This window comes from Agrobacterium sp. O3.4 (assembly GCF_041414895.1).
Classification (GTDB): Bacteria; Pseudomonadota; Alphaproteobacteria; order Rhizobiales; family Rhizobiaceae; genus Agrobacterium; species Agrobacterium cucumeris.
This window is the reverse complement of record NZ_JALPZP010000001.1, coordinates 1,710,333-1,730,750: the sequence shown is the minus strand read 5'-3', so window position 1 is coordinate 1,730,750 and position 20,418 is coordinate 1,710,333. Positions and strand designations below refer to the sequence as shown.

Sequence of the window (20,418 nt, the reverse complement as noted above, 5' to 3'; positions counted from 1 at the left end):
TGATGGCGATGAATAAAAAGCGCTTGATGAAAGTTGCCGCACCTATCCGTGGCCGCTTGAATGCGGCATGAGATTGTTTTACGTTGACGTTAACGTCAGTTATTCGATGTTGGCGTCGTTTTTCAACAGGAGGCAAGAATGAACGAAATCGTTGATCAGATCGCCGCGAAGGCGGGTATCGACCCTCAGCTGGCCGAAAAGGCCGTTGGCATGATTCTCGGTTTTCTCCAGCGCGAGGCGGCCGACGGCCCGATCGCCAAGATGATCGAAGCCATTCCGGGCGCCAGCGATCTCGTGGCGCAATATAACGGTGAGGGTACCGGTAATGGCGGCGGCGGTCTGCTGGGCGGACTGATGAGCGCGATCGGCGGCGGCGGCATCATGGGTCTTGGCCAGCAGTTGATGAGCCAGGGCATCGGCATGAGCGAGATTTCCACGCTCGCCAAGGAAACCATCGCCGTTGCCCGTCAGCACGCCGGTGACGAGACCGTTGACCAGGTGATCGCCTCGGTTCCGGGCCTCAGCCAGTTCGCGTAAGGCGACATTAATCCATTGCGGGGCGCGGTGGCTGTTCTTTGAACCGCCGCCGCGCCTCTTCTATGTCCGCATGGTGCGTTTCCGCCCAGATCCACACGCCGCAAAAAGCGCTGCCGAGCGTGCGGCCGAGATGGGTGAGATCATAATCCACATGCGGCGGGATGACGGGATGCACGGTGCGGCGCACCAGCCCGTCGCTTTCCATCTGTCTCAGCGTTTTTGTCAGCATCTTCTGGCTGATGCTGCCCACATGTTTGCCGATCTGCGTGAAACGCAGCGTGCCATGCTCTTCCAGCACCTCCAGAATGAGCATCGTCCATTTGTCCGCCACCTTGGCGATGATATCCTGAACCAGCGCCTCGATGACCGGATCGGTATCCGTGGGCGGCGGAATCTTGCGCCGGCTCTCGATGGCCGGGTCGGCGGCGTGCCGTTTCATCTTACACTCTCCTTTGGGTAAGTATAAATCTTTTGGGTGCCTACTTTCGATTGGAGAGTATCATAGCTAACTTCCTTTCAGCCAACAAGCAAAGGATGCTGCAATGAAAATCACCGGCAACACCATTCTCATCACCGGCGGCGGTTCCGGCATCGGCCGGGCGCTGGCGGAAGCGTTTCATCAGGCTGGCAACAGGGTCATCATTTCCGGCCGCCGTAAGGCCGTGCTTGATGAGGTGACGGCTGCCAATCCCGGCATGGCCTCGATGGTCATGGACGCGACGGACGCCGCAGGCATCCGCGCGTTTGCCGAAGCTCTGGTGAAGGCCCATCCAAGCCTCAACGCCGTCATCAACAATGCCGGCATCATGCGGCCGGAAGACATCGCCGCCGCGCCGGATTATCTGGATACGGCCGAAGAAACCATTGCCACCAATCTTCTCGCGCCCATCCGCCTGACGGCGGCGCTTTTGCCGCATTTCCTCAAGCAGCCCGCCGCCACCGTGCTCACGGTGTCCTCCGGCTTGGCCTTCGTGCCCATGGTGCTGACCCCCACCTACAGCGCCACCAAATCGGCCATCCACGCCTATTCGGTCGCACTGCGCGAGCAGCTGAAGGAGACGCCGGTGGAGGTCATCGAAATCGTGCCGCCCTATGTGCAGACGACGCTGATGGGCGAGGGGCAGGCCGTTGACGAAAGGGCCATGCCGCTTGAGGCGTTCATTTCCGAAGTGATGGATATTCTCAAGAACCGCCCGGATGAGAAGGAAGTTGTGGTGGAACGCTGCAAGCCTTTGCGTTTTGCCGCGCAGAACGGCAATTTCGATCAGGTCTTCGCCATGATCAACCATATGCATCCTTGAGTGTCGGCGTCTGTCGCACAAGGACATCCTGTGATAGCGTCGCGCTCTTTCCCGTGGAGCGCGCGCTTTCATGGCCCAAGGCCAGTTTCTGATGCCGAAAACCAGCATGCCTGGTGTCGCCGCCGTGGCGGCGGATAGCGATCGTTCCTTTCCGCGCCATATGCATGATCAGTTCGGCATCGGCCTCATCGAGCGCGGCGCGCAGAAATCGCTCTCCGGCCGTGGCATGGTGGAGGCGGGCGCCGGCCATGTCATCACCGTCAATCCCGGCGAGGTGCATGACGGCATTCCGCTTGGAGAGGGCGGCCGTGCCTGGCGGATGCTCTATCTCGACATCGATATCGTTCGCGATGCCGTTGCCGATATCGGCGAGAAGGATCGCGGCGCGTTCGAATTCGCCTATCCCGTCGATATCAGGCCGCTGGCGGAGCGGTTCAACGCTGTCTTTGCAGCCATGACGGCAAGGGAACGGCCGGGCGAAACCCTTCGTGGCGATGAAACCTTGCTGATGCTTCTGGCGGGCGCGATGGAAACGGCGGCGAAGCCGGGTGAAATCGCCGCACCCGAGAATATAAAGCGCGCAAAAAGCAGCATCGATGACGATCCTGCCCGTCCGTTCCGCCTTGCCGATCTGGCCGGGGAGGCCGGCATGAGCCAGTTCCGCTTCCTGCGGGCCTTCGCCAAAGCAACCGGCCTGACACCGCACAGCTATCTTCTCCAGCGGCGCGTGCATGTGGCACGCCATTCACTGGCCAGAGGCACACCGCCCGCCGAGGCGGCCTTCATCGCCGGTTTTGCCGACCAGAGCCATCTGAACCGGTTCTTCGTGCGGCAATTCGGGGTTACGCCTGCGGTTTACCGGGCGGCGCTTTCGTAGGGCAGGTTACTCCAAAAGCGAAAGGTTCTGTGCGGCATGTCTTGGGTTTCAGGGGAGCGCAGGACGCACCCCTCTTCCTCATTCCTGTGCCTGTCACAGGAATCCAGCCAGCCCAAGTCTTTGGGCTGAAAGGGCTCCCCCGCCGCGCAGACGCGCGTCGACTGGATTCCTGTGACAAGCACAGGAATGAGGGGGAAGGAGCCTCCGGACATCAACCCTGCAATTTCATCCAAGACACCCACCCCCCGCACCATCATGCTCCCGTCCTCCACCGCAAGAGGACACACCCACACCATGACTCCCGAATTCCTCATCACATCCTTCATCGTCGCCGCGTCTCCCGGAACCGGGGTGGTCTACACGCTGGCCGCCGGTCTTTCGCAAGGGGCAAGGGCGAGCATCATCGCGGCTTTCGGCTGCACGCTTGGCATCGTGCCGCATCTGCTTGCCGCCATCACCGGGCTTGCCGCCATTCTGCACACCAGTGCGCTGGCCTTCGGCATCGTCAAATATCTGGGGGTTGCCTATCTCCTCTACATGGCGTGGAACACGCTGCGGGAAGATGGTGCGCTGAAGATCGACGATACGAGGGAGCCCCAGAAGGCCACCCGTGTCATCGGCGAGGCGATCCTCATCAATCTGCTGAACCCGAAACTGTCGATCTTCTTTTTCGCCTTCCTGCCGCAATTCATCTCGCCGGATGAGGCTTTGCCGACATGGCGCATGGTCGATCTCGGGCTGATCTTCATGGCGATGACATTTCTGGTCTTTGCGCTTTATGGCTGCTTTGCCGCCTCTGTAAGGCGTCAGGTGATATCACGCCCGGCGGTCCTCGCCTGGCTGAGGCGCAGCTTCGCGGCCGCTTTCGTGGCGCTGGGTGCGAAGCTGGCCCTGACCGAGCGATAAGACGGGACCGAATGGCCCCGTCGCCTCAGTCGTCCCAGTCGGGCGCGAGGTGGCCGGGGCTGACGATGCGGCCATTCGGCCTGGCAAGCGCGTGGATCGCCCGCATTTCCTCTTCCGACAGCGCGAAATCGAAAATATCGAAATTCTCTTTCAGGCGGCTTTCCGTCGCCGTTTTGGAAAGCGCCACGATATCCGGCTGCTGCACCGCCCAGCGCAGGGTCACCTGCGCGGCGGTCTTGCCGTGTTTCGCGCCGATATCCTTCAGAACGGGATCGTTCGGCACCTTGCCATCGGCCATCAGATAATAGGCCGTCACCGACATTCCGTGCTTGCGTGCGGCCGAAATCACCTTCGTCTGGTCGAGATAGGGGTGATATTCGATCTGGTTGGTGGCAAGCGGCGTATCGGACAGTTTCACCGCCTCGTCAGTCAGCGCTACATTGAAGTTGGAAATGCCGATATTGCGCGCCTTGCCGGCCTTGCGCACCGCATTCAGCGCGCCCATGCGCTCGGCAAGCGGCACGTCGCTTTTCGGCCAGTGCAGCAGCAGCAGATCGACATAGTCGGTCTTCAGTTTCGCTAGGCTTTCATCAACCGAGGCAAGAAAATCGTCGTGACGGTAACGGTCCACCCAGACCTTGGTGGTCAGGAAAATATCGTGGCGGGAAATGCCTGACTGAGCGATGACCTCACCGACCGCGCCTTCGTTCTTGTAGATTTGGGCGGTATCGACATGGCGGAAGCCGAGCTTCAGCGCCTCCGGCAGAATGCGCCTGATATCGTCTTCCGGAATACGGAAGGTGCCGAAACCGAGGGCGGGAATATTCGCGCCATTCGCGCTGACGTCATACATGGGATGTCTCTCCTGTTTGCTGAAAACATGGCCGGCGGCGGACGCCGGGCGGGAAGCCGTCTTTCATTAACTGGTATCGGCGCAATCGGTTTCAACCGTTTTGACACGGTCACTCATCCGCGCCATTGCGGGCGGAGAAGCGCGGCGATAACAGTCGGCGGCAGAAGATCATATCGCGGTATGGATTTGAATATGCGGATGGAAGGAAATGTCGCATGTCACGCTCACAACGGTTGCTTGATCTGTTGCAGATCCTGCGCTCCCACCGCATGCCGGTCAGCGGTGCGGCCCTTGCCGCCCAGACCGGCGTCAGCCTGCGCACGCTCTACCGCGATATAGCGACGCTTCAGGCGCAGGGCGCGGATATCGAGGGTGAGGCGGGCGTGGGTTATGTGCTGCGCCCCGGCTTCCTTTTGCCGCCGCTGATGTTTTCCGGGCAGGAAATCGAGGCGCTGGTGCTGGGTTCGCGCTGGGTAGCAGGCCGTGCCGATGCGGGGCTGGCCGAGGCCGCCCGCGCCGCGCTCGTCAAGATCGCCGCCGTGCTTCCCGATGCCCTGCGCGAAGAACTCGACAATTCCACGCTTCTCATCGGCCCCGGGCAAGCCGTGGCAACCATCCGCATCGATCTCGCCGAAATTCGCGATACGATCCGCAAGGAGAGCAAGGTCGTGATGACTTATCGTGACGAAAAGGCAGAGTTGACGGAGCGGGTGATCTGGCCCTTCGCGCTCGCCTTTTTCGATCTGGTGCGGGTGGTGCTGGCATGGTGCGAAACGCGGCAGGATTTTCGCAGTTTCCGGGCCGATCGCATCGAAACTTTCCGGCTGATGGGCAGCCGTTATCCCCGCCGCCGGCAGGCCTTGCTGAAAGAATGGCGCGAGCGCGAAAAACAGCGGCGACGGCCGGATCATGCTGACAAAAACTGACAACAGGCGGGTCTAGACATCGTTCATCCGCAACACAGGAGAACGACCATGACCCACCCCGATTTCACCATCCTTTACGTCGACAATCCACCCGCCAGCACGCAGTTTTACAAGGCCCTGCTGGGTACGGAGCCGGTCGAATCTTCGCCAACATTCTCGCTCTTCGTTCTTCAGAACGGCATGAAGCTCGGCCTCTGGTCGCGCCACACGGTGGAGCCGAAGGCATCGGTGACGGGCGGTGGCGGCGAGCTTGCCTTCCGTGTCGAAAACGATGCACAGGTGGATGAGACTTTCGCCGGATGGCGGGCAAAAGGTGTCCCCATGCTGCAGCAGCCCGCGAAAATGGAATTCGGCTACACTTTCACGGCCACAGACCCCGACAACCACCGTCTCAGGGTCTATGCCTTCGCGGGCTGACGCTACTTCTTCACCGCCACCACAAACAGCCGTGGAAAGCGCAGCAGCAGGCGGCCGTCCGTCATCGGCGGATAGGCCGCCTTGATACGCTGCGTATAATCGCTGAGGAAGGCTTCGCGGTTTTCCTCACCGGCGGCGGCGAGATAGGGGCGCAGCCCCGTGCCCTTCACCCATTCGACGATGCTTTCCGCATCCTTCATCGGGTGATTGTAGATGGTGTGCCACACATCCACGCGGGCGGATTTCGGCGCCAGTGCATTGAAATAGTCGGATGGCGCGGGCAGGGGTTTGCGCCGCAGCCTGCCATCGACAAAGGTATCCTTCCAGGAGCCGTTGGCGCCGGTGTCCTCCATGGCGCGATGTGTCGGTTCCTGCAGATTGTCCGGCATCTGCACCGCCAGAACCCCGCCGCTTTCCAGCTGATCCATCAATTGCGAAAGAACGGCAAGATGATCGGGCACCCACTGGAAAACCGCGTTCGCATAAAGCAGGTCCGCCTTCTGGGTCGGTCGCCACTGCGAAAGATCGGCCTTGCCGAAACGGGTATTCGGCAGCCGGTCGGCGGCCTTTTCCAGCATGTCGTCATCGCTGTCGATGCCGGTGATGACATTGACGCCGTAGCGGTCGGTCAGAAGCTCGGTGGAATTGCCCGGCCCGCAGCCGAGATCATAGCCGTTCAGCACCCGCTCCAGCGGCACCTGCGCCAGAAGGTCCCGGGCGGGACGTGTCCGCTCATCTTCGAATTTCAGATATTGCTGGGCGGACCATGCCATGATTTCCTCCTGCCAGAGAGCTGTAAGACCGGGAGCATCGCACGGGCGAAATGACGCCGCCATCATCCGATGCATGAATTATTGTGATGAACCTATTCAACAACCTTTTGTTTCGCCTCATAAAACATCTTTATCGGGGCGTCGCTTTGTTATTTTCCATCAAAATCTGAGATCGCGGCAATTAAAACTTGACCTCCTCGGGCGACAGGCATTCACTCCGGCCGATTTCCAGAGCTTTTCCAATAAAGTGCAAAGCGTTTTGCGCCGGGAATTGCGCCAAGACAAAAAGACGGAGCGTTTTCGCCGTACGGAAACGCTTGAAAACAGGAGCCCGCCATGAGCGTCGATACCGCACCCCGATCAACCACCTGGACCTATGTTGACGGTCAATGGCTGCCCGGCAACCCGCCGCTCATCGGCCCGACCTCGCATGCCATGTGGCTGGCCTCGACGGTGTTTGACGGCGCGCGCTGGTTCGATGGCGTGGCGCCCGATCTCGATCTGCATTGCCAGCGCGTCAACCGCTCGGCCGTTAATATGGGCATGAAAGCAACCATGACGGCGGAAGAGATCGAGGCCCTGGCGCTGGAAGGCGTCAAGAAATTCGACGGCAAGATGGCGATCTATATCAAGCCGATGTACTGGGCCGAACACGGCATGCCCGGCAGCGTCGTGGCACCGGATGCCAGCTCCACCCGTTTTGCGCTCTGCCTGTTCGAAGCGCCGATGGATGCCGGCAAGCCGCTAACACTTACCGTTTCGCCGCTGCGCCGTCCTTCGCCGGAAACCGCGATGACCGACGCCAAGGCCGGCAGCCTTTACCCCAATAGCGGCCGCGCCATTCTGGAAGCCCGTTCGCGCGGTTTCGACAACGCCCTGATGCGCGACATGAACGGCAATGTCGCCGAATCGGCCTCCGCCAACATCTTCATGGTCAAGGACGGTGTCGTCCTCACCCCGGTGCCGAACCGCACCTTCCTTGCCGGCATCACCCGTTCGCGGGTGATCGGCCTGCTGCGCCAGGCCGGCTTCGAGGTTCGCGAGGCGACCTTGTCGGTCGAGGATTTCCGTGAGGCCGATGAAATCTTCTGCTCGGGCAATTATTCGAAAGTATCGCCGGTCGTGAAGCTCGATGACCGCGAGCTGCAGGCCGGTCCCGTGGCGCGCAAGGCGCTGGATCTCTACATGGATTGGGCGCGTCTCGGCGCGGACGTCTGAGCCTTCAATAACCCTGTTTTCAGAAGCCGCGACGGGGCGTCCTTGTCGCGGCTTTTATTTTGAACTGCGTGCCTGAGCGGTCTCACCGTTTCCGCACATCCGGCAGGGCAGCGGCAAGCGCCCGCAACGGCGCGGTCATATGTTTGTCGCGCCTGAGCGCCAGCGCGATCCGCCGCTCCAGCGGCGGGTCGAGCGAGCGCCACTCAAGCCCGGATGCCGCACTTTCATGCTCCATGGCCATGCGTGGCACGATGGCAAGGCCGAGACCTGCACCCGCCAGTTTCTTGATGGCCTCGACACTGCCGAGTTCCATGGCTGGCTGCACGGTGCGGCCGCTCGCTGCAAACCATTGATCCACCAGCCTGCGCGTATTGCCGCCCTCATAAAGCAGCAGCGGCTGCCTCGATAATGTTTCGGCATTCAGTGTCTTTTCGCCGGTGCCCCGTGGAAAAACTGCGACCAGTTCGTCGAGATGGATGTCGCTGATATCAAGGCTGCGGCCGCTGGCGGGCAGGGCCACCACGGCGGCGTCGATGGTATTGGCCTCCAGCAGCCGCAAAATATCGTGGGTATTGCCGGTCTGCACGACGATGTCGATACCCGGCATGGCCTGGCGGATTTTGCCCAGCACTGGCGGCAGCAGGTAGATGCAGGCGGTGGCGCCCGTGCCGATGCGCAGCCGCCCCGTCACCCCGCTGCGATGCGGCGCAACCGTCTCGATGGCATGCGCCACCTCTTCCGCGATCCGTCTTGCATGGATGAGAAAATCCCGGCCCGCAGCCGTCGGCTGCGCCCGCCTGCCGACCCTTTCGATCAGTCGTACGCCGAGCTGCTTTTCCAGCAACCTTATATGCAGGCTGATGGCCGGCTGCGTCAGCCCCGCCTTGTCGGCGGCGGCGGAAAAGCTGCCGAGATCGGCCACATCCATGAAGCTGCGCACCTGCCGCAGATCGAGGTCCATCATCAAAGAAAACCTTATCGTTTGTATAAGATAGATAATCTTTATTTTGATTGCGCCGCAATGCACAATGATGGCGTGAATGATCCGCAGGACAGCAAGAATGACCCCTTCCACCGTTTCCAGCCTTTTGATCCGCCCCTGTGAAGAGGCGGATATTCCAGCCATTACCGAAATTTACCGGGATGCCGTGCTCCATGGTCGCGCCAGCTTCGAGATCGATCCGCCGACCGCCGAGACGATGGCCGAGCGCCGCCGCCTTCTGGTGGAAGGCAATTATCCCTATCTCGTCGCCGAAGTCGGCGGAAAGGTAGCCGGATATGCCTATGCCGGCGCATATCGTGCGCGCCCGGCCTATGGCGCGGCGGTTGAGAATTCCGTCTATATCGATCCGGCCATGAAAGGCATGGGCATCGGCCGCAAGCTTCTCGATGCGCTGATTAAGGAGGCGACTGGGCGCGGCTTCCGCCAGATGATCGCCGTCATCGGTGACAGCGCCAATGCCGCCTCGATCGGCGTGCATCGCGCTGCCGGTTTCGAGCATGTCGGCACTTTCAAATCCATCGGCTGGAAACATGGCCAATGGCTCGATACGGTGCTGATGCAACGATCACTGGGCGAGGGTGACACCACGCCCCGTTTCTGACCGATCAGGGTTTGGTGGAGCCGGGAATTTCCACCTTCAGCGTATCGCCGGCAAGTTCGCTGCCCAGCTCCACGGCCTTGGTCTTCTTGTCATAGACGCAGATATGGCTGACCGTCGCATCCGCGCCCTTCGCCTTGCCGGTGAGGATGGCAAGGCCGTAATTCTCGCTGCCGACGGGATCGACCACCGCCTTGGCATCCTCGATCATGTCCTTGGCGCCCGCAAGGCAGGCGGTCTGCACATCCGCCACGAATTCCTTCCACGCATCATCAGAAGATGCAGCGGCAGGCAGTGTCAGCGATGCGAAGGCGGCGACGAAGAGAATGTTTCGGGTGATGAAGCGCGTCATGGAATTTCCTTCCTGCATTTTCGGCAAAAGCGAACCGATAGGGTGGAAAACGGTACGCCAGGGTTGTGAAACAAATGTGGTGGCGGCTGGCCAGAGACGAATTTTCTCTTTTGTCGGAACATTTTGATATTTCGCAGGTTGCCCAAACAGAGGTTCGCTCCTATGGTCCGCTCACACGGTTTCTAGGAGCGGTAACCCGCTGCAAAAAGGAGTAAAAACCATGGCCTTCGAACTTCCCGAACTCCCCTACGACTACGACGCGCTTGCACCTTACATGTCGCGCGAGACGCTCGAGTTCCATCACGACAAGCACCACAAGGCATATGTCGACAACGGTAACAAGCTGGCTGCCGAAGCCGGTCTTTCCGACCTGTCGCTCGAGGAAGTCGTGAAGAAGTCCTTTGGCACCAATGCCGGCCTCTTCAACAACGCTGCCCAGCACTACAACCACGTTCATTTCTGGAAGTGGATGAAGAAGGACGGCGGCGGCAACAAGCTGCCGGGCAAGCTGGAGCAGGCGATTGCTTCCGATCTCGGCGGCTACGACAAGTTCAAGGCTGATTTCATCGCTGCCGGCACCACGCAGTTCGGCTCCGGCTGGGCATGGCTCTCCGTCAAGAACGGCAAGCTCGAAATCTCCAAGACCCCGAACGGCGAAAACCCGCTGGTTCACGGTGCAGAGCCGATCCTCGGCGTCGACGTCTGGGAACATTCCTACTACATCGACTACCGCAACCTGCGTCCGAAGTACCTCGAAGCCTTCGTTGATAACCTCATCAACTGGGACTACGTCCTGGAGCGTTACGAAGCCGCTGCCAAGTAAGGCTTGGCGAACGGGATTTTTTGAACACCCGGCCTTTGTGCCGGGTGTTCTGCTTTTGGGGCATGCCGTTCCGGCCATTTGTCACAAGCCTGTCATCAGCCGGGTTTATCGCGGCGCATCATGACTGAAAAAAGCAAGCCTCTCTTCTCCTTCGGCATCGTCGCCGATCCCCAATATGCCAATGCCGATCCCCGTCCGGACATGGGGCGCTATTACGCCGAAAGCCCGAAAAAGCTTTCCGAAGCGGTGGCCGCCTTCAACGAAGAGGACCTCGCCTTTGTGGTGACGCTCGGCGACATCATCGACCGTGGTTTCGAGAATTTCGATGCGATCCTCAGCGTTTATGACGGGCTTCGCCATCCCTCGGTCCTGTTGCCGGGTAATCATGATTTTTCAGTTGCGCCTGAACATCTGACCGCCATCCATGCCCGCCTTGGCATGCCGGCCCCCTGGCATGACTTCGCCATCGGCAATGTCCGCTTCGCCGTGCTTGATGGCAACGAGGTCAGTCTCTTCGCCCCGCCGCCCGGCGATCCGCGTCGTGCACTTGCGCAGGAGCGGCTGAAGCACCTGCAGGAAGCGGGCGCGATCAATGCACAGGACTGGAACGCCTCACTCAGCGACGAGCAGTTTGAATGGCTGCAAAGCGTCCTGCAAAAATCGGATGCAGCCGGCGAAAAAGTGGTCGTGTTGTGCCACTATCCGCTTTATCCGGAAAACGCTCACAACATGTGGGATGCGCCGCGCATTCTCGATCTTCTCGGCGCCCATGCTTCGGCCGTCGCATGGTTCAATGGCCATAATCACGAAGGCAATTACGGTGTGCTGGGCAACACCCACTTCGTTAATTTCAAGGGCATGGTGGACACGCCCGACCAGAACACCTTTGCCATCGCCGATGTTTTCGAAGACCGGATCGTCATTCGCGGTTTCGGCCGCGAGGAGAATCGCCTCTTACGGCTGTGAGGATGGACTGCCCGGCTGGTTGCTCTGCCAGCCGCTCATCCACAATTGCCGCAGCTTTTCACCTTCCAGCTTGAAAAAACTGCCGGTGCTTTCGCAGGTCAAAACCCGGTCAGAGCGGAAGTTGCGGATCGCCTGCCGCAATTCGCACCAGCCGACGATATTCACCGTCTCCGAATAATAGATCACGGCAATGGGGCGGATCTGCCGCCGGGTCTCTGTGCCGGTTTCATCGCGATAGCTGATCTCCAGCCGCTCTTCATCGCGCACCGCCCGCCGCACGGTGGCGAGATCGATGCCGGCAGGTGCGGGCGCGATGCTGCCCCAGGCATGCAGGGCATTGGCCGACAGGGTTTTGGACAGGGGTTCAGGCAGGGAAGCGGCAATCTTGTCGCTCGCCTTTTTCGCCGCCTGCCGCAATTCGGTATCACTGGAACGGCCAACCATGGCGAGCGCCAGCACGATCGCCTCGGTCTCTTCGATGGAAAACATCAGCGGTGGCAGGCTGAAGCCGGGGCGCAGAATATAACCGACGCCGCGCTCGCCTTCGATGGGCACCCGCATGGTCTGGAGGGCGGCTATATCGCGATAGACCGAGCGCGCCGTCACTTCCAGCTTTTCGGCAATCATCTGGGCGGTAACGGGCCGGCGGGCCAGCCGCAGGATCTGAATGATCTCGAACAGTCTCGAGGCCTTGCGCATTGACATTTCCCCGGCGTTTTTTCAAGACAACTGACATAATGCTGTCAGTTGGTTTTTTCTATAAACGGCAAAACACATTGAGAAACATGCATATTCCTAAATGTGCCATGAACCGTCTGGGGAGATACTGACATGAGTTATGCCGAAAATCTCTGGCTATTCTTTCTGGTCCTGTTCGGCATCATCATCCTGCCGGGCATGGACATGCTGTTCGTGCTGGCAAGCGCGCTGACGGGCGGCAGGAAAACCGGCCTCTCGGCCGCAAGCGGCATGAGCGCCGGCGGCATCGTGCATTCGCTTTATGGTGCGGCCGGCGTTGGCCTGCTCGCCACCTGGATGCCGGGGCTGTTCCTGCCGCTTCTCATTGTCGGCGCTGCCTATATGGTCTGGATCGGCATCGGCCTGATGCGCAGCGCAATTGTCGTGAATGGCGATGAGGCGCAGGCGAGCGCCTCGTCGAAAAAAGCGTTCTGGCGGGCGGTGCTGACCTGCCTTTCCAACCCGAAAGCCTATCTGTTCATGATGGCCGTCTATCCGCAATTTCTAAAACCGGCCTATGGTCCGATCTGGATGCAGGGGCTGGTGATGGGGGTGATGGTGGCGGTAACGCAGTTTACCGTTTATGGCGCGCTGGCGCTGACGGCGGATAAAAGCCGGCAATGGCTGGTTTCTTCACCCGGTGCCACGATCTTCATCGGTCGCGCTGCCGGTTTCATGCTGGTTGCCGCAGCCCTGCTGACATTTTGGGAAGCTCTGTCCTGGAGCCTCGGTGAATAAGAGGAACAGGCCCCGCCGCTTGAGGGAGACCATTCCTCGGCAAGCCGCCGAATGCTCTCCTCAGCCCCGTTGTTTTGTCACGGGTTCCTGCGGGAAAACCGCCGGATACTTTTCGGCCTGATACTCTAGACTTCTGTTTTCACGGCGGAATTCACCGCAATGTGACTTCTTTTCGCCATGCGGAAAGGGCATCCTCGCGCCGTTCCATCAAGCGTCCGGCACCCGGCCGGAATCAAGGAGAGAGTGTATGAAACTGAAAACCATCGCGGCGGCCATGCTTTTCGGCTGTCTTTGCGCCGGAGCGGTCTTCGCTGCCGGCGAAGTCGAAAAACGCGAAGGCATGATGAAGCAGATCGGCGGCTCCATGGGGGCATTGGCTGCCATCTCCAAGGGCCAGAAGCCCTTCGACGCCGAGGCCGTCAAGGCTGCCGTGACGACCATCAGCACCAATGCCAAGGCTTTCCCCGAACAGTTCCCCGCTGGCACCGAGACCGGCAGTGCGGCTGCTCCCGCCATCTGGGAAAACTTCGAAGACTTCAAGGCCAAGGCTGCCAAGCTCGGTGCTGATGCCGACACGGTTCTTGCCAATCTCCCCACCGATCAGGCGGGCGTCACCACCGCCATGCAGACGCTCGGCGCAGATTGCGGCACCTGCCACCAGACCTATCGTCTGAAGAAATAATCCCGAATTTCAAAACGCCGCTTCCCGGCGGCGTTTTTTCACTTTGAAAGACACCTGATCAGCTCGGGTGAGAATGGGGAGAGGGGTATGTCTTCCATTTGGACGAAGCTTGTGGGCGGGGCCGTGATCGCAGCCGTTGCCGGCTACGGCATTTTCGCCTGGGTTACCGCGCCGCAGCGTCAGGCGCCCAGCCATTGGGTCAGCCTCGGCGAGCCGGATCTGGCCAATGGCGAAACGCTGTTCTGGGCGGGTGGCTGCGCAAGCTGTCATGCCGCACCGGATACCACGGGTGACGCGCTGCGGACGCTTGCCGGCGGGCAGCCGCTGAAAAGCCCCTTCGGCACCTTCCACGTTCCCAATATTTCCTCTGATCCGCAGCACGGTATCGGCGGCTGGACGCTGGCGGAATTCGGCGATGCCATGACGCGCGGGGTGGGAAAGAACGGCGAACATCTGTACCCGTCCTTCCCCTACGCCTCCTATGCGCGCATGACGCAGAAGGATGTGAACGACCTCTTCGGTTATCTGAAAACCCTGCCGGCCAGCCAGAATGATGCGCCGGATCACGACCTGCCGTTTCCCTTCAACCTGCGCATGGCGCTCGGCGGCTGGAAGTTCCTGTATTTCGACACCTCCGCCCCGCCGCGTGTCGAGCTTGCCAATGCCAATGCCGAATTGCTGCGCGGCCAATATCTGGTCGAAGGGCCGGGCCATTGCGGCGAATGCCACACCCCGCGCGATGCTCTCGGCGGTTTCCTGAAAGACAAATGGCTGGCCGGCGGCCCCAATCCCGAAGGTGAGGGCCGTATCCCCGATATCACGCCCGGCTCCGAGAGCATCGGTGCCTGGACGGCGGCCGATATTGCCGGCTACCTGGAAACCGGCTTCACCCCGGAATTCGACAGCGTCGGCGGCTCCATGGTCAAGGTGCAGCAGAACATGGCGCATCTGACCGCCGAAGACCGCAATGCGATTGCCGCCTATCTGAAGGCGATCCCGTCTCGGTAGGGAGTTTGAAGCTCCCCTCCGTCATACCGGCCTTGAGCGGGTATGCAGCCAGCCCAAGTCCTTGGGCTGAGGGAGCTTTTTCGCCGTTCAGACGCACGTCGGCTGGATTCCGGCTCAGGGCCGGAATGACGGGAGAGTGTTTTTTCGTTCCGGTTTCTCTTCCCAATCTAAAACCCACAGCAATGGGCTAAACTCCACGATGACGTCGAGTGAGATGCTGCCGGCGATGCCAAGATCTCGCTGCCATTGACTCCCGCACCCACCCGGCAGATAACATCTGCGTGATGGTTCCTTCCGGGCGTTCCGGAAGGTGAAAAGGGAACACGATAGGGAGAAATCCTCATTCGTGGCTGCCCCCGCAACTGTGAGCGGAGAGCCTGAAACGAAATGCCACTGGCAAGCCATCTCGCCCCCATTCAAGGCGAGGGCGATGCCGGGAAGGTGTTTCAGGTTTTGACCCGCAAGCCAGGAGACCTGCCATCGCGGAAATGTCCATGCCGGCGGGGTGTCCGGAAGAGCGGAATGTCAGGGTCGTCGGTTCGGTACCCCTGTTTCAGTCTCGTATCCCCGTGGTGAAGTGTATCATATGCAGCTGCGCGGCTATTTGCCGTTCGGCTGTATCTTATGGCGCGGGGTCGCGCCGGGAGAGGGGTCACCATGTCCATCCAGCAGAATACGGCGAATGCTGCCGTTTCCGCAAAAACGGGCAGCTTCGCGCAATCGCTGACGGCGATCGTGCTTGGCCTGTTCGTAGTCGGTTTTGTCGGCTTTTCGCATGTGGAAGCCGTTCACAATGCCGCGCATGACACACGTCATGCCAATGCCTTCCCCTGCCATTGAGGGGAAACGGCATGTCATTTTTTCGCAATATCGTTTTTACCGCCGTTCTCGTCGGTATCGTTGGCGGTTTGGCCGTCTCGGCCATGCAGGCTTTCGGCACCACGCCGCTCATCCTTCAGGCGGAAACCTTTGAAAGTGCCGGCGGCGAAGCAACCCACAGCCATGATGCGGCAGCACCCGGCGCTGCGGTTCCCGCCCATGAGCATAATGACGAGGCCTGGGCTCCGGCCGATGGTTTCGAGCGCACCGCCTATACCGTTGCCGCCAATGTGCTGACGGCCATCGGTTACGCGCTTGTTCTGACCGGTCTCATCTCGCTGCGTGGCACCGATGCCGGCTGGCGCGAAGGTCTTCTGTGGGGCGTTGCCGGTTTTGCCGCCGTCATGCTCGCACCGATGATCGGCCTGCCGCCGGAATTGCCGGGAAGCCCGGCCGCAGCACTTGAGGCACGGCAGATCTGGTGGCTCTCGACGGTTATCGCAACCGCGGGCGGCATTGCGCTGATCGCGTTTCGCCGCGAGCCCTGGGCCATCGTTCTGGCTCTGGTGCTGATCGTCGCACCGCATGTGGTGGGCGCACCGCTGCCGCCGGAAGGCGAACATGCGCTGGCGCCGCTGCCGCTGGAACGGCAGTTCATTGTTGCCGCCACCATCACCAGCTTCGTTTTCTGGGCGCTGCTTGGAACATTGAGCGCGTTTTTCCTGAAACGCTTCCAGTCGGCTTGAAACCATGCAGGACGCAGCGGAGTGGAGTGACGAACTCGATGCGCTGCGTTTTGCCGTTCCCGGTCACGGCGCTTTCTGCGCCGTGCACCGCCTTGCCTTCAAGGCCGCTCTGGGTAAAAGTCCCGATCGTGATGCGGCGCTTGCCTATTTTCAAGACCACGAAGCTGCCTTTGCCGCTGCGGCACTCGCCAAGATCAAACGCTCAAACTTGCCCGCCGGCCGCAGCCTGCATTTGAACAGCCGCGATATCCGCCGCGCGATTGCCGGCGAGGGGCTGGAGTTTGCGGCGCGTGTGTGCCGGGTGCTTGATCGAGAATAGCGCAGGATGATTTGCGAGAGGCATCTTCTCCTCGACCGTCATGCCGGACTTGATCCGGCATCCAGCCGACGCGCGTCTGCGCGGCGGGAGAAATCCTTTCAGCCCAAGGACTTGGGCTGGCTGGATACCGGCTCAGGGCCGGTATCACGGAGAGAGGGCGGAATAAGGCTCTGCGCCTTACCGGTGCTCCGCCGCGAAAATTCCAAGTTCCGCCTCGGCTTCCGGACCAAAGAGGCCGAGGTTTTTCAGAATTTCCACCGCAAAGCTGACCGGTGCGCTGCCGGCGGCCGTGATGACGCCGCCATCGCTGACCGCCTTTGGCTGGTCGCGATAAAGACCGTCGCCACGATAGGCCGGATAGGTCTTGTGCGAGGCGAGCGAATTGCCGGTATGGGCGACATGGTTCAGGATACCCGTGCCCGCCAGCGCACTTGCCGCCGCACAGATACCGGCAACCAGCCGGTCCTTTTCGCGAAAGCGCTGCACCAGCCCGCCAAGATCGGCGGCCGTGCCCTTTTCCCAGCTGAGACCGCCGGGAATGACGAGCGCATCGATGTTATCAGGATCAAGCGCGTCATAGGAGGTTTCGGGCGTTACATTTAGCCCGCCCATCGACGTTACCGGCCGCCCGTCCGGGGTGGCATGAACGATCTCGACGCCGAGATAGCTGCGTGCCGCCGCCGCAAGCAGCGCCGGTTCCCAGTCCGCAAAATCCTGCGCCAGCGCAATGGCGATCCGTGTCATGGCCGTCTCCGTCGGTTGTGATCAGGCGATGGACTGCATGTAGCGCATGCCGGTGACCGGACGCGGCGCGAAATCCATGTTTTCGTAGAAACGATGTGCCGCCACATTGCCGGTCGTGGCGCTGACGGAAAGATAATCGCAACCCAGCCGCTTGGCGATATCGCGGGCGCGGGAAACCAGATGCTGGCCCGTGCCGTGGCCGCGATGGCCGTCACGCACGAAGAGATGGTGCAGTTCAAGCCCGCGCCGGCCTTCCTGCGCCCTGTAGAGCGGCAGAAGCAGCGCGTAGCCGATCAGCGCGCCATCGGCTTCGGCGACAAGACCATGCACCCAGGGCAGGGGGCCGAACAGGTCGCGCTCAAGCTTGGCCGGCGTGATCGCCGCCGCATCGCCGTGGTAGGAGGCAAGCAGCGTGATCATCTCGTTAAGCTCGGGCAAATCCGTTTTGCGGGCGCCGCGAATGATGACGACGGGCGGTCTTTCCAGTGTAAGGGAGCTATCTTCGGTCATTTTTTCGGTCCTTTGGTCTTATCTGTGCCGTCAGGACGTTTGAAAACAACAAAGCCGCCTGACGGCGGCTTGTTGACAATATGATCTGTCGAGCCGCCCTTAAAGGTAGGCCCAAAAGTACGAGCAGGAGATGGGTGCGCGTTCGTTGATCATGTCATTGCAATGCGCCCGAATCCGTAATCTGTCAAGCGGCTTCAATTTGCAATCGTGCGATTGCTGAAACAATCGCATCTTCCATCCCGGCATCACCGGTGGAATGCCCCGCTCCACCTATGGCAATCAGTTCGCTTCCCGGCCATGCGGCGGCAAGTTCGTAAGCGGTGACGGGCGGTCCCTGCAGGTCGCGCATGCCCTGGATGAGCATGCCGGGAATGCCGGCGAGCAGGCCGGCATTGCGTAGAAGCACACCGTCCTCCAGCCAGGCCGCATGGTGGAAATAATGGGCGCATAGACGGGCGCGGGTCAGGATATAATCGCCGTCGCGCCATTTTTCCGGAAAGGCCGAGCTGGCCTCCGCACTGATCGAGCCCGCCTCCCACAAATGCCATTCAAGCGCCGCCATCCGGCGGATGGCGGGGTCAGGATCGTTTAAAAGCTGCAGATACGCGCCGACGGGATCTTCCTTCGGCAGATGATCCGGGATAGCTGTGATGAAACGCTGCCACTGTTGCGGCAGAAACATCGCCAGCCCCTTGTAAAGCCAGTCGATCTCCTTTTGCCGTGTGGTAGTGACGCCGGCCAGCACCATCGCGCGCACCCGCTCCGGGTGGCACTGCGCATAGGCCAGCGCGAGTGTGGCACCCCAGGAGCTGCCATAAACCAGCCAGTCATCCAACGAAAGCGCGCAGCGGACGGCCTCCATGTCGTCGATCAGGTGATGCGTGGTGTTATGCGCCAGGCTCTCACTAGCATTCGGCGTGCTTTTGCCACAGCCGCGCTGGTCGAACTGGATGATGCGGTAATGGGCGGGATCGAAATAGCGTCTGGCCGTCGCCGAAAGCCCCGAGCCGGGGCCGCCATGCAGCAGGATCGCCGGCCTTCCCGCCGGATTGCCGGCAATCGTCACATGCAGCCGGTGGCCTTCTGAAACCTCAAGAAAAACAGTCTCGAACGGAGTGATTTCGGGAAATATTTCGGCCATCCGGCATCCCTTCTTCAAGCAGGAGAGAGCGCATACAGGGCGCGGATGACAGTGGAATGTCAGCCCTGTTCCGGGTCGGCCCTAGTGTTCGCCGCCGCACATGCCGTGGTCGGAGAGCGCACGGATAACGTAGCAATCCTCGATCGAATGGCCATCGCAATGGGCGACGATGCGTTCCAGCTCGTGCTCCAGTTTCCTGAGCTTGGCGATTTTTTCGCGCACATCGGCCAGATGTTCGGCGGCGATGCGATCCGCTCCCTCGCACGGCATCTGCCGGTGCTGGCTGAGCGCGATCAGCTCGCGGATGGCATCGATGTTCAGCCCGAGATCGCGCGCGTGGCGGATGAAGGCCAGCCTTTCGAGGTCGGATTTTTCATAACGGCGCTGGTTGCCATCGGAACGATCCGCCTCGCGGATGAGGCCCATCTGCTCGTAATAACGGATCGTCGGCACCTTGACGCCGGTGCGTTTCGACAGTTCACCAATGGACAGCATGGCTTTCTCCATATCGCGGACGTGGCAGAGTGCTTCCGCCGCTCATCATCCGATGCTCTAGTCTCTAGAGATATGGCTTTTTTGCCTGCTGTTCAATGGGGTCAGGCCGCTTCGTTCACACCCAGCGCCTCAGCCAATGCCTTCAGAACTTCGTTCTCAATATTGGCTGCGGCTTCAGGCTGGGCGGCGGTCGCCATTTCAAAGGCCGGCTTGGCCGCATCGGAGACGCCGCTGTCGAGATTCCACAATGCGGCGGCAAGGCCGGCCGATACGCTGGCGGCAGCCGGCGCGACCGCGGTGGCGACGCTCTCGGCGCTCGAGATGGCGCGGTGTGCGGCGCGGGTCAACTCCAGCAGGGCTTCGGTGGTGGAGTGGGTTTCCTTGTTTTTCGTCGGCTCAAGGGTCCGGACCGGAGATGCATAATAGCTGGTGGTGGTTGCTGCGATAGTCGTCATGACTGAGTCCCCAAGTTCTGATGGGGTATTTTTAGGGGCCGAAACATTCGCGAGGATTGCGTCGCGCAGGACTTGAACGAAAAATTGACGTAATATAGTATACCCCCCTATACTATATGAGGTGCTTATGTCCCATACGATCCGCAACAAGGACAAGCTGCTCGCCCGCATCCGCCGCCTGAAAGGGCAGATGGAAGCGGTGGAGCGGGCGCTTGATGATGCCAAGCCCTGCGGCGAGGTGCTGCAATTGCTGGCTTCGGTGCGCGGCGCGCTTTCCGGCCTGACGGGGGAGGTGATGCAGGAGCATCTGCACGAACATGTGGTGCATGCCGAAAATGAAGACGAGCGGGCGCGGGCAGCGGAAGAGCTGGCCCAGGTGCTGAAGACCTACATCCGCTAGCAGGCCCTCCAAACTGTCCGCGACTTTGGGAAAGGCCATGCGTGGAAAGACTAGCTTGAAGATCGAACAGGAT

Annotated in this window: 29 protein-coding genes and 1 riboswitch; of the genes, 18 read left to right on the top strand and 11 right to left on the bottom strand. The window is 60.6% G+C overall.

The window, feature by feature from the left end:
- The first annotated feature begins 138 nt into the window (after positions 1 to 138).
- Complete coding sequence (locus M0412_RS08445) at positions 139 to 537, top strand: DUF937 domain-containing protein (RefSeq protein ID WP_046798576.1); 399 nt, start codon at positions 139 to 141, stop codon at positions 535 to 537.
- Positions 538 to 544: 7 nt separating this feature from the next.
- On the opposite strand, the gene M0412_RS08440 is transcribed toward M0412_RS08445, so the two are convergent.
- Positions 545 to 976 carry a helix-turn-helix domain-containing protein gene (locus M0412_RS08440; protein WP_269698501.1) on the bottom strand — a complete coding sequence of 144 codons (432 nt, stop codon included), beginning with the start codon at positions 974 to 976 and terminating at the stop codon, positions 545 to 547.
- Positions 977 to 1,079: 103 nt separating this feature from the next.
- Here M0412_RS08440 and M0412_RS08435 point away from each other — a divergent pair, with 103 nt between their 5' ends.
- The 3 genes from M0412_RS08435 (at position 1,080) to M0412_RS08425 (ending at position 3,621) form a co-directional block, all read left to right on the top strand.
- A complete protein-coding gene (locus M0412_RS08435) occupies positions 1,080 to 1,838 on the top strand; it encodes an SDR family oxidoreductase (protein WP_269698500.1) in 759 nt (252 codons plus the stop codon).
- 70 nt (positions 1,839 to 1,908) lie between these two features.
- On the top strand, positions 1,909 to 2,715 hold the full coding sequence (locus tag M0412_RS08430) for an AraC family transcriptional regulator (RefSeq protein ID WP_269698499.1): 807 nt from the start codon (positions 1,909 to 1,911) through the stop codon (positions 2,713 to 2,715).
- A 294-nt stretch (positions 2,716 to 3,009) separates the two neighbouring features.
- A complete protein-coding gene (locus M0412_RS08425; RefSeq protein WP_142839323.1) occupies positions 3,010 to 3,621 on the top strand; it encodes a LysE family translocator in 612 nt (203 codons plus the stop codon).
- A 25-nt stretch (positions 3,622 to 3,646) separates the two neighbouring features.
- Here M0412_RS08425 and M0412_RS08420 read toward each other — a convergent pair whose 3' ends face one another.
- Positions 3,647 to 4,474 (bottom strand): aldo/keto reductase, encoded by an 828-nt coding sequence (locus tag M0412_RS08420; protein WP_142839324.1) that lies wholly within the window; start codon positions 4,472 to 4,474, stop codon positions 3,647 to 3,649.
- Positions 4,475 to 4,689: 215 nt separating this feature from the next.
- Here M0412_RS08420 and M0412_RS08415 point away from each other — a divergent pair, with 215 nt between their 5' ends.
- The gene (locus M0412_RS08415; RefSeq protein WP_269698498.1) at positions 4,690 to 5,400 is read left to right on the top strand and encodes a YafY family protein; all 711 of its coding nucleotides are present in this window, start codon (positions 4,690 to 4,692) and stop codon (positions 5,398 to 5,400) included.
- 48 nt (positions 5,401 to 5,448) lie between these two features.
- Positions 5,449 to 5,817, top strand: a complete 369-nt coding sequence (locus M0412_RS08410) for a VOC family protein (RefSeq protein ID WP_269698497.1) — start codon at positions 5,449 to 5,451, stop codon at positions 5,815 to 5,817.
- 2 nt (positions 5,818 to 5,819) lie between these two features.
- Here the strand turns inward: M0412_RS08410 and tam are convergent, their stop codons facing one another.
- Positions 5,820 to 6,590 carry a trans-aconitate 2-methyltransferase gene (gene tam, locus M0412_RS08405; protein WP_269698496.1) on the bottom strand — a complete coding sequence of 257 codons (771 nt, stop codon included), beginning with the start codon at positions 6,588 to 6,590 and terminating at the stop codon, positions 5,820 to 5,822.
- Between tam and M0412_RS08400 the strand changes: the two genes are divergently transcribed.
- Together M0412_RS08400 and M0412_RS08395 are read left to right on the top strand one after the other, a co-directional pair.
- Entirely contained in the window at positions 6,589 to 6,930 is a 342-nt protein-coding gene (locus tag M0412_RS08400) for a hypothetical protein (protein WP_269698495.1), read from the top strand. The two genes, tam and M0412_RS08400, sit on opposite strands and share 2 nt — an antisense overlap.
- Positions 6,927 to 7,808 carry a branched-chain amino acid aminotransferase gene (locus M0412_RS08395; RefSeq protein ID WP_269698494.1) on the top strand — a complete coding sequence of 294 codons (882 nt, stop codon included), beginning with the start codon at positions 6,927 to 6,929 and terminating at the stop codon, positions 7,806 to 7,808. The genes M0412_RS08400 and M0412_RS08395 overlap by 4 nt, the downstream gene beginning before the upstream one ends.
- Before the next feature lie 82 nt (positions 7,809 to 7,890).
- On the opposite strand, the gene M0412_RS08390 is transcribed toward M0412_RS08395, so the two are convergent.
- The gene (locus tag M0412_RS08390; RefSeq protein WP_269698493.1) at positions 7,891 to 8,772 is read right to left on the bottom strand and encodes a LysR family transcriptional regulator; all 882 of its coding nucleotides are present in this window, start codon (positions 8,770 to 8,772) and stop codon (positions 7,891 to 7,893) included.
- A gap of 97 nt (positions 8,773 to 8,869) precedes the next feature.
- On the opposite strand from M0412_RS08390, the gene M0412_RS08385 reads away from it, so the two are divergent.
- Positions 8,870 to 9,412, top strand: coding sequence for a GNAT family N-acetyltransferase (locus M0412_RS08385; protein WP_269698492.1), 543 nt, complete (start codon positions 8,870 to 8,872; stop codon positions 9,410 to 9,412).
- 4 nt (positions 9,413 to 9,416) lie between these two features.
- Here M0412_RS08385 and M0412_RS08380 read toward each other — a convergent pair whose 3' ends face one another.
- Positions 9,417 to 9,761 carry a hypothetical protein gene (locus tag M0412_RS08380; protein ID WP_161991152.1) on the bottom strand — a complete coding sequence of 115 codons (345 nt, stop codon included), beginning with the start codon at positions 9,759 to 9,761 and terminating at the stop codon, positions 9,417 to 9,419.
- Positions 9,762 to 9,981: 220 nt separating this feature from the next.
- Here M0412_RS08380 and M0412_RS08375 point away from each other — a divergent pair, with 220 nt between their 5' ends.
- A complete protein-coding gene (locus M0412_RS08375; protein WP_003494380.1) occupies positions 9,982 to 10,584 on the top strand; it encodes a superoxide dismutase in 603 nt (200 codons plus the stop codon).
- A gap of 120 nt (positions 10,585 to 10,704) precedes the next feature.
- Complete coding sequence (locus M0412_RS08370) at positions 10,705 to 11,550, top strand: metallophosphoesterase (RefSeq protein WP_269698491.1); 846 nt, start codon at positions 10,705 to 10,707, stop codon at positions 11,548 to 11,550.
- Here M0412_RS08370 and M0412_RS08365 read toward each other — a convergent pair.
- On the bottom strand, positions 11,539 to 12,249 hold the full coding sequence (locus M0412_RS08365; protein ID WP_269698490.1) for a YafY family protein: 711 nt from the start codon (positions 12,247 to 12,249) through the stop codon (positions 11,539 to 11,541). The two genes, M0412_RS08370 and M0412_RS08365, sit on opposite strands and share 12 nt — an antisense overlap.
- A gap of 132 nt (positions 12,250 to 12,381) precedes the next feature.
- Here M0412_RS08365 and M0412_RS08360 point away from each other — a divergent pair, with 132 nt between their 5' ends.
- The 6 genes from M0412_RS08360 (at position 12,382) to M0412_RS08335 (ending at position 16,600) form a co-directional block, all read left to right on the top strand.
- Positions 12,382 to 13,026, top strand: a complete 645-nt coding sequence (locus M0412_RS08360; protein ID WP_269698489.1) for a LysE family translocator — start codon at positions 12,382 to 12,384, stop codon at positions 13,024 to 13,026.
- A 247-nt stretch (positions 13,027 to 13,273) separates the two neighbouring features.
- Entirely contained in the window at positions 13,274 to 13,708 is a 435-nt protein-coding gene (locus M0412_RS08355; protein ID WP_161991153.1) for a cytochrome c, read from the top strand.
- A gap of 87 nt (positions 13,709 to 13,795) precedes the next feature.
- Positions 13,796 to 14,716 (top strand): cytochrome c, encoded by a 921-nt coding sequence (locus tag M0412_RS08350; protein ID WP_269698488.1) that lies wholly within the window; start codon positions 13,796 to 13,798, stop codon positions 14,714 to 14,716.
- A 268-nt stretch (positions 14,717 to 14,984) separates the two neighbouring features.
- A riboswitch (cobalamin riboswitch) is annotated at positions 14,985 to 15,213 on the top strand.
- A 160-nt stretch (positions 15,214 to 15,373) separates the two neighbouring features.
- The gene (locus tag M0412_RS08345; protein ID WP_046798597.1) at positions 15,374 to 15,556 is read left to right on the top strand and encodes a CbtB domain-containing protein; all 183 of its coding nucleotides are present in this window, start codon (positions 15,374 to 15,376) and stop codon (positions 15,554 to 15,556) included.
- Between the two features lie 11 nt (positions 15,557 to 15,567).
- Positions 15,568 to 16,281 carry a CbtA family protein gene (locus M0412_RS08340; protein WP_269698487.1) on the top strand — a complete coding sequence of 238 codons (714 nt, stop codon included), beginning with the start codon at positions 15,568 to 15,570 and terminating at the stop codon, positions 16,279 to 16,281.
- 4 nt (positions 16,282 to 16,285) lie between these two features.
- Entirely contained in the window at positions 16,286 to 16,600 is a 315-nt protein-coding gene (locus tag M0412_RS08335; protein ID WP_269698486.1) for a hypothetical protein, read from the top strand.
- 177 nt (positions 16,601 to 16,777) lie between these two features.
- Here the strand turns inward: M0412_RS08335 and M0412_RS08330 are convergent, their stop codons facing one another.
- The 5 genes from M0412_RS08330 to M0412_RS08310 all read right to left on the bottom strand — a co-directional run bounded on the left by M0412_RS08330 (position 16,778) and on the right by M0412_RS08310 (position 19,945).
- The gene (locus M0412_RS08330; protein ID WP_269698485.1) at positions 16,778 to 17,344 is read right to left on the bottom strand and encodes a type 1 glutamine amidotransferase family protein; all 567 of its coding nucleotides are present in this window, start codon (positions 17,342 to 17,344) and stop codon (positions 16,778 to 16,780) included.
- Positions 17,345 to 17,365: 21 nt separating this feature from the next.
- On the bottom strand, positions 17,366 to 17,854 hold the full coding sequence (locus M0412_RS08325; RefSeq protein ID WP_003509304.1) for a GNAT family N-acetyltransferase: 489 nt from the start codon (positions 17,852 to 17,854) through the stop codon (positions 17,366 to 17,368).
- Between the two features lie 184 nt (positions 17,855 to 18,038).
- Complete coding sequence (gene pip / locus M0412_RS08320) at positions 18,039 to 18,995, bottom strand: prolyl aminopeptidase (RefSeq protein WP_269698484.1); 957 nt, start codon at positions 18,993 to 18,995, stop codon at positions 18,039 to 18,041.
- 81 nt (positions 18,996 to 19,076) lie between these two features.
- Complete coding sequence (locus tag M0412_RS08315; RefSeq protein ID WP_046798602.1) at positions 19,077 to 19,490, bottom strand: helix-turn-helix domain-containing protein; 414 nt, start codon at positions 19,488 to 19,490, stop codon at positions 19,077 to 19,079.
- A 101-nt stretch (positions 19,491 to 19,591) separates the two neighbouring features.
- Positions 19,592 to 19,945 (bottom strand): hypothetical protein, encoded by a 354-nt coding sequence (locus M0412_RS08310; RefSeq protein WP_142839341.1) that lies wholly within the window; start codon positions 19,943 to 19,945, stop codon positions 19,592 to 19,594.
- Between the two features lie 127 nt (positions 19,946 to 20,072).
- Between M0412_RS08310 and dmeR the strand changes: the two genes are divergently transcribed.
- Positions 20,073 to 20,345: a Ni(II)/Co(II)-sensing transcriptional repressor DmeR gene (gene dmeR / locus M0412_RS08305; RefSeq protein WP_006312183.1), complete on the top strand. Its 273-nt coding sequence runs from the start codon at positions 20,073 to 20,075 to the stop codon at positions 20,343 to 20,345.
- Positions 20,346 to 20,418: the final 73 nt, after the last annotated feature.

Coding starts and splice junctions, on each gene's coding strand:
- M0412_RS08445 (WP_046798576.1), top strand. CDS start 139: ATGAACGAAATCGTTGATCAGATCGCCGCGAAGGCGGGTATCGACCCT.
- M0412_RS08440 (WP_269698501.1), bottom strand. CDS start 976: ATGAAACGGCACGCCGCCGACCCGGCCATCGAGAGCCGGCGCAAGATT.
- M0412_RS08435 (WP_269698500.1), top strand. CDS start 1,080: ATGAAAATCACCGGCAACACCATTCTCATCACCGGCGGCGGTTCCGGC.
- M0412_RS08430 (WP_269698499.1), top strand. CDS start 1,909: ATGGCCCAAGGCCAGTTTCTGATGCCGAAAACCAGCATGCCTGGTGTC.
- M0412_RS08425 (WP_142839323.1), top strand. CDS start 3,010: ATGACTCCCGAATTCCTCATCACATCCTTCATCGTCGCCGCGTCTCCC.
- M0412_RS08420 (WP_142839324.1), bottom strand. CDS start 4,474: ATGTATGACGTCAGCGCGAATGGCGCGAATATTCCCGCCCTCGGTTTC.
- M0412_RS08415 (WP_269698498.1), top strand. CDS start 4,690: ATGTCACGCTCACAACGGTTGCTTGATCTGTTGCAGATCCTGCGCTCC.
- M0412_RS08410 (WP_269698497.1), top strand. CDS start 5,449: ATGACCCACCCCGATTTCACCATCCTTTACGTCGACAATCCACCCGCC.
- M0412_RS08400 (WP_269698495.1), top strand. CDS start 6,589: ATGATTTCCTCCTGCCAGAGAGCTGTAAGACCGGGAGCATCGCACGGG.
- tam (WP_269698496.1), bottom strand. CDS start 6,590: ATGGCATGGTCCGCCCAGCAATATCTGAAATTCGAAGATGAGCGGACA.
- M0412_RS08395 (WP_269698494.1), top strand. CDS start 6,927: ATGAGCGTCGATACCGCACCCCGATCAACCACCTGGACCTATGTTGAC.
- M0412_RS08390 (WP_269698493.1), bottom strand. CDS start 8,772: ATGATGGACCTCGATCTGCGGCAGGTGCGCAGCTTCATGGATGTGGCC.
- M0412_RS08385 (WP_269698492.1), top strand. CDS start 8,870: ATGACCCCTTCCACCGTTTCCAGCCTTTTGATCCGCCCCTGTGAAGAG.
- M0412_RS08380 (WP_161991152.1), bottom strand. CDS start 9,761: ATGACGCGCTTCATCACCCGAAACATTCTCTTCGTCGCCGCCTTCGCA.
- M0412_RS08375 (WP_003494380.1), top strand. CDS start 9,982: ATGGCCTTCGAACTTCCCGAACTCCCCTACGACTACGACGCGCTTGCA.
- M0412_RS08370 (WP_269698491.1), top strand. CDS start 10,705: ATGACTGAAAAAAGCAAGCCTCTCTTCTCCTTCGGCATCGTCGCCGAT.
- M0412_RS08365 (WP_269698490.1), bottom strand. CDS start 12,249: ATGCGCAAGGCCTCGAGACTGTTCGAGATCATTCAGATCCTGCGGCTG.
- M0412_RS08360 (WP_269698489.1), top strand. CDS start 12,382: ATGAGTTATGCCGAAAATCTCTGGCTATTCTTTCTGGTCCTGTTCGGC.
- M0412_RS08355 (WP_161991153.1), top strand. CDS start 13,274: ATGAAACTGAAAACCATCGCGGCGGCCATGCTTTTCGGCTGTCTTTGC.
- M0412_RS08350 (WP_269698488.1), top strand. CDS start 13,796: ATGTCTTCCATTTGGACGAAGCTTGTGGGCGGGGCCGTGATCGCAGCC.
- M0412_RS08345 (WP_046798597.1), top strand. CDS start 15,374: ATGTCCATCCAGCAGAATACGGCGAATGCTGCCGTTTCCGCAAAAACG.
- M0412_RS08340 (WP_269698487.1), top strand. CDS start 15,568: ATGTCATTTTTTCGCAATATCGTTTTTACCGCCGTTCTCGTCGGTATC.
- M0412_RS08335 (WP_269698486.1), top strand. CDS start 16,286: ATGCAGGACGCAGCGGAGTGGAGTGACGAACTCGATGCGCTGCGTTTT.
- M0412_RS08330 (WP_269698485.1), bottom strand. CDS start 17,344: ATGACACGGATCGCCATTGCGCTGGCGCAGGATTTTGCGGACTGGGAA.
- M0412_RS08325 (WP_003509304.1), bottom strand. CDS start 17,854: ATGACCGAAGATAGCTCCCTTACACTGGAAAGACCGCCCGTCGTCATC.
- pip (WP_269698484.1), bottom strand. CDS start 18,995: ATGGCCGAAATATTTCCCGAAATCACTCCGTTCGAGACTGTTTTTCTT.
- M0412_RS08315 (WP_046798602.1), bottom strand. CDS start 19,490: ATGCTGTCCATTGGTGAACTGTCGAAACGCACCGGCGTCAAGGTGCCG.
- M0412_RS08310 (WP_142839341.1), bottom strand. CDS start 19,945: ATGACGACTATCGCAGCAACCACCACCAGCTATTATGCATCTCCGGTC.
- dmeR (WP_006312183.1), top strand. CDS start 20,073: ATGTCCCATACGATCCGCAACAAGGACAAGCTGCTCGCCCGCATCCGC.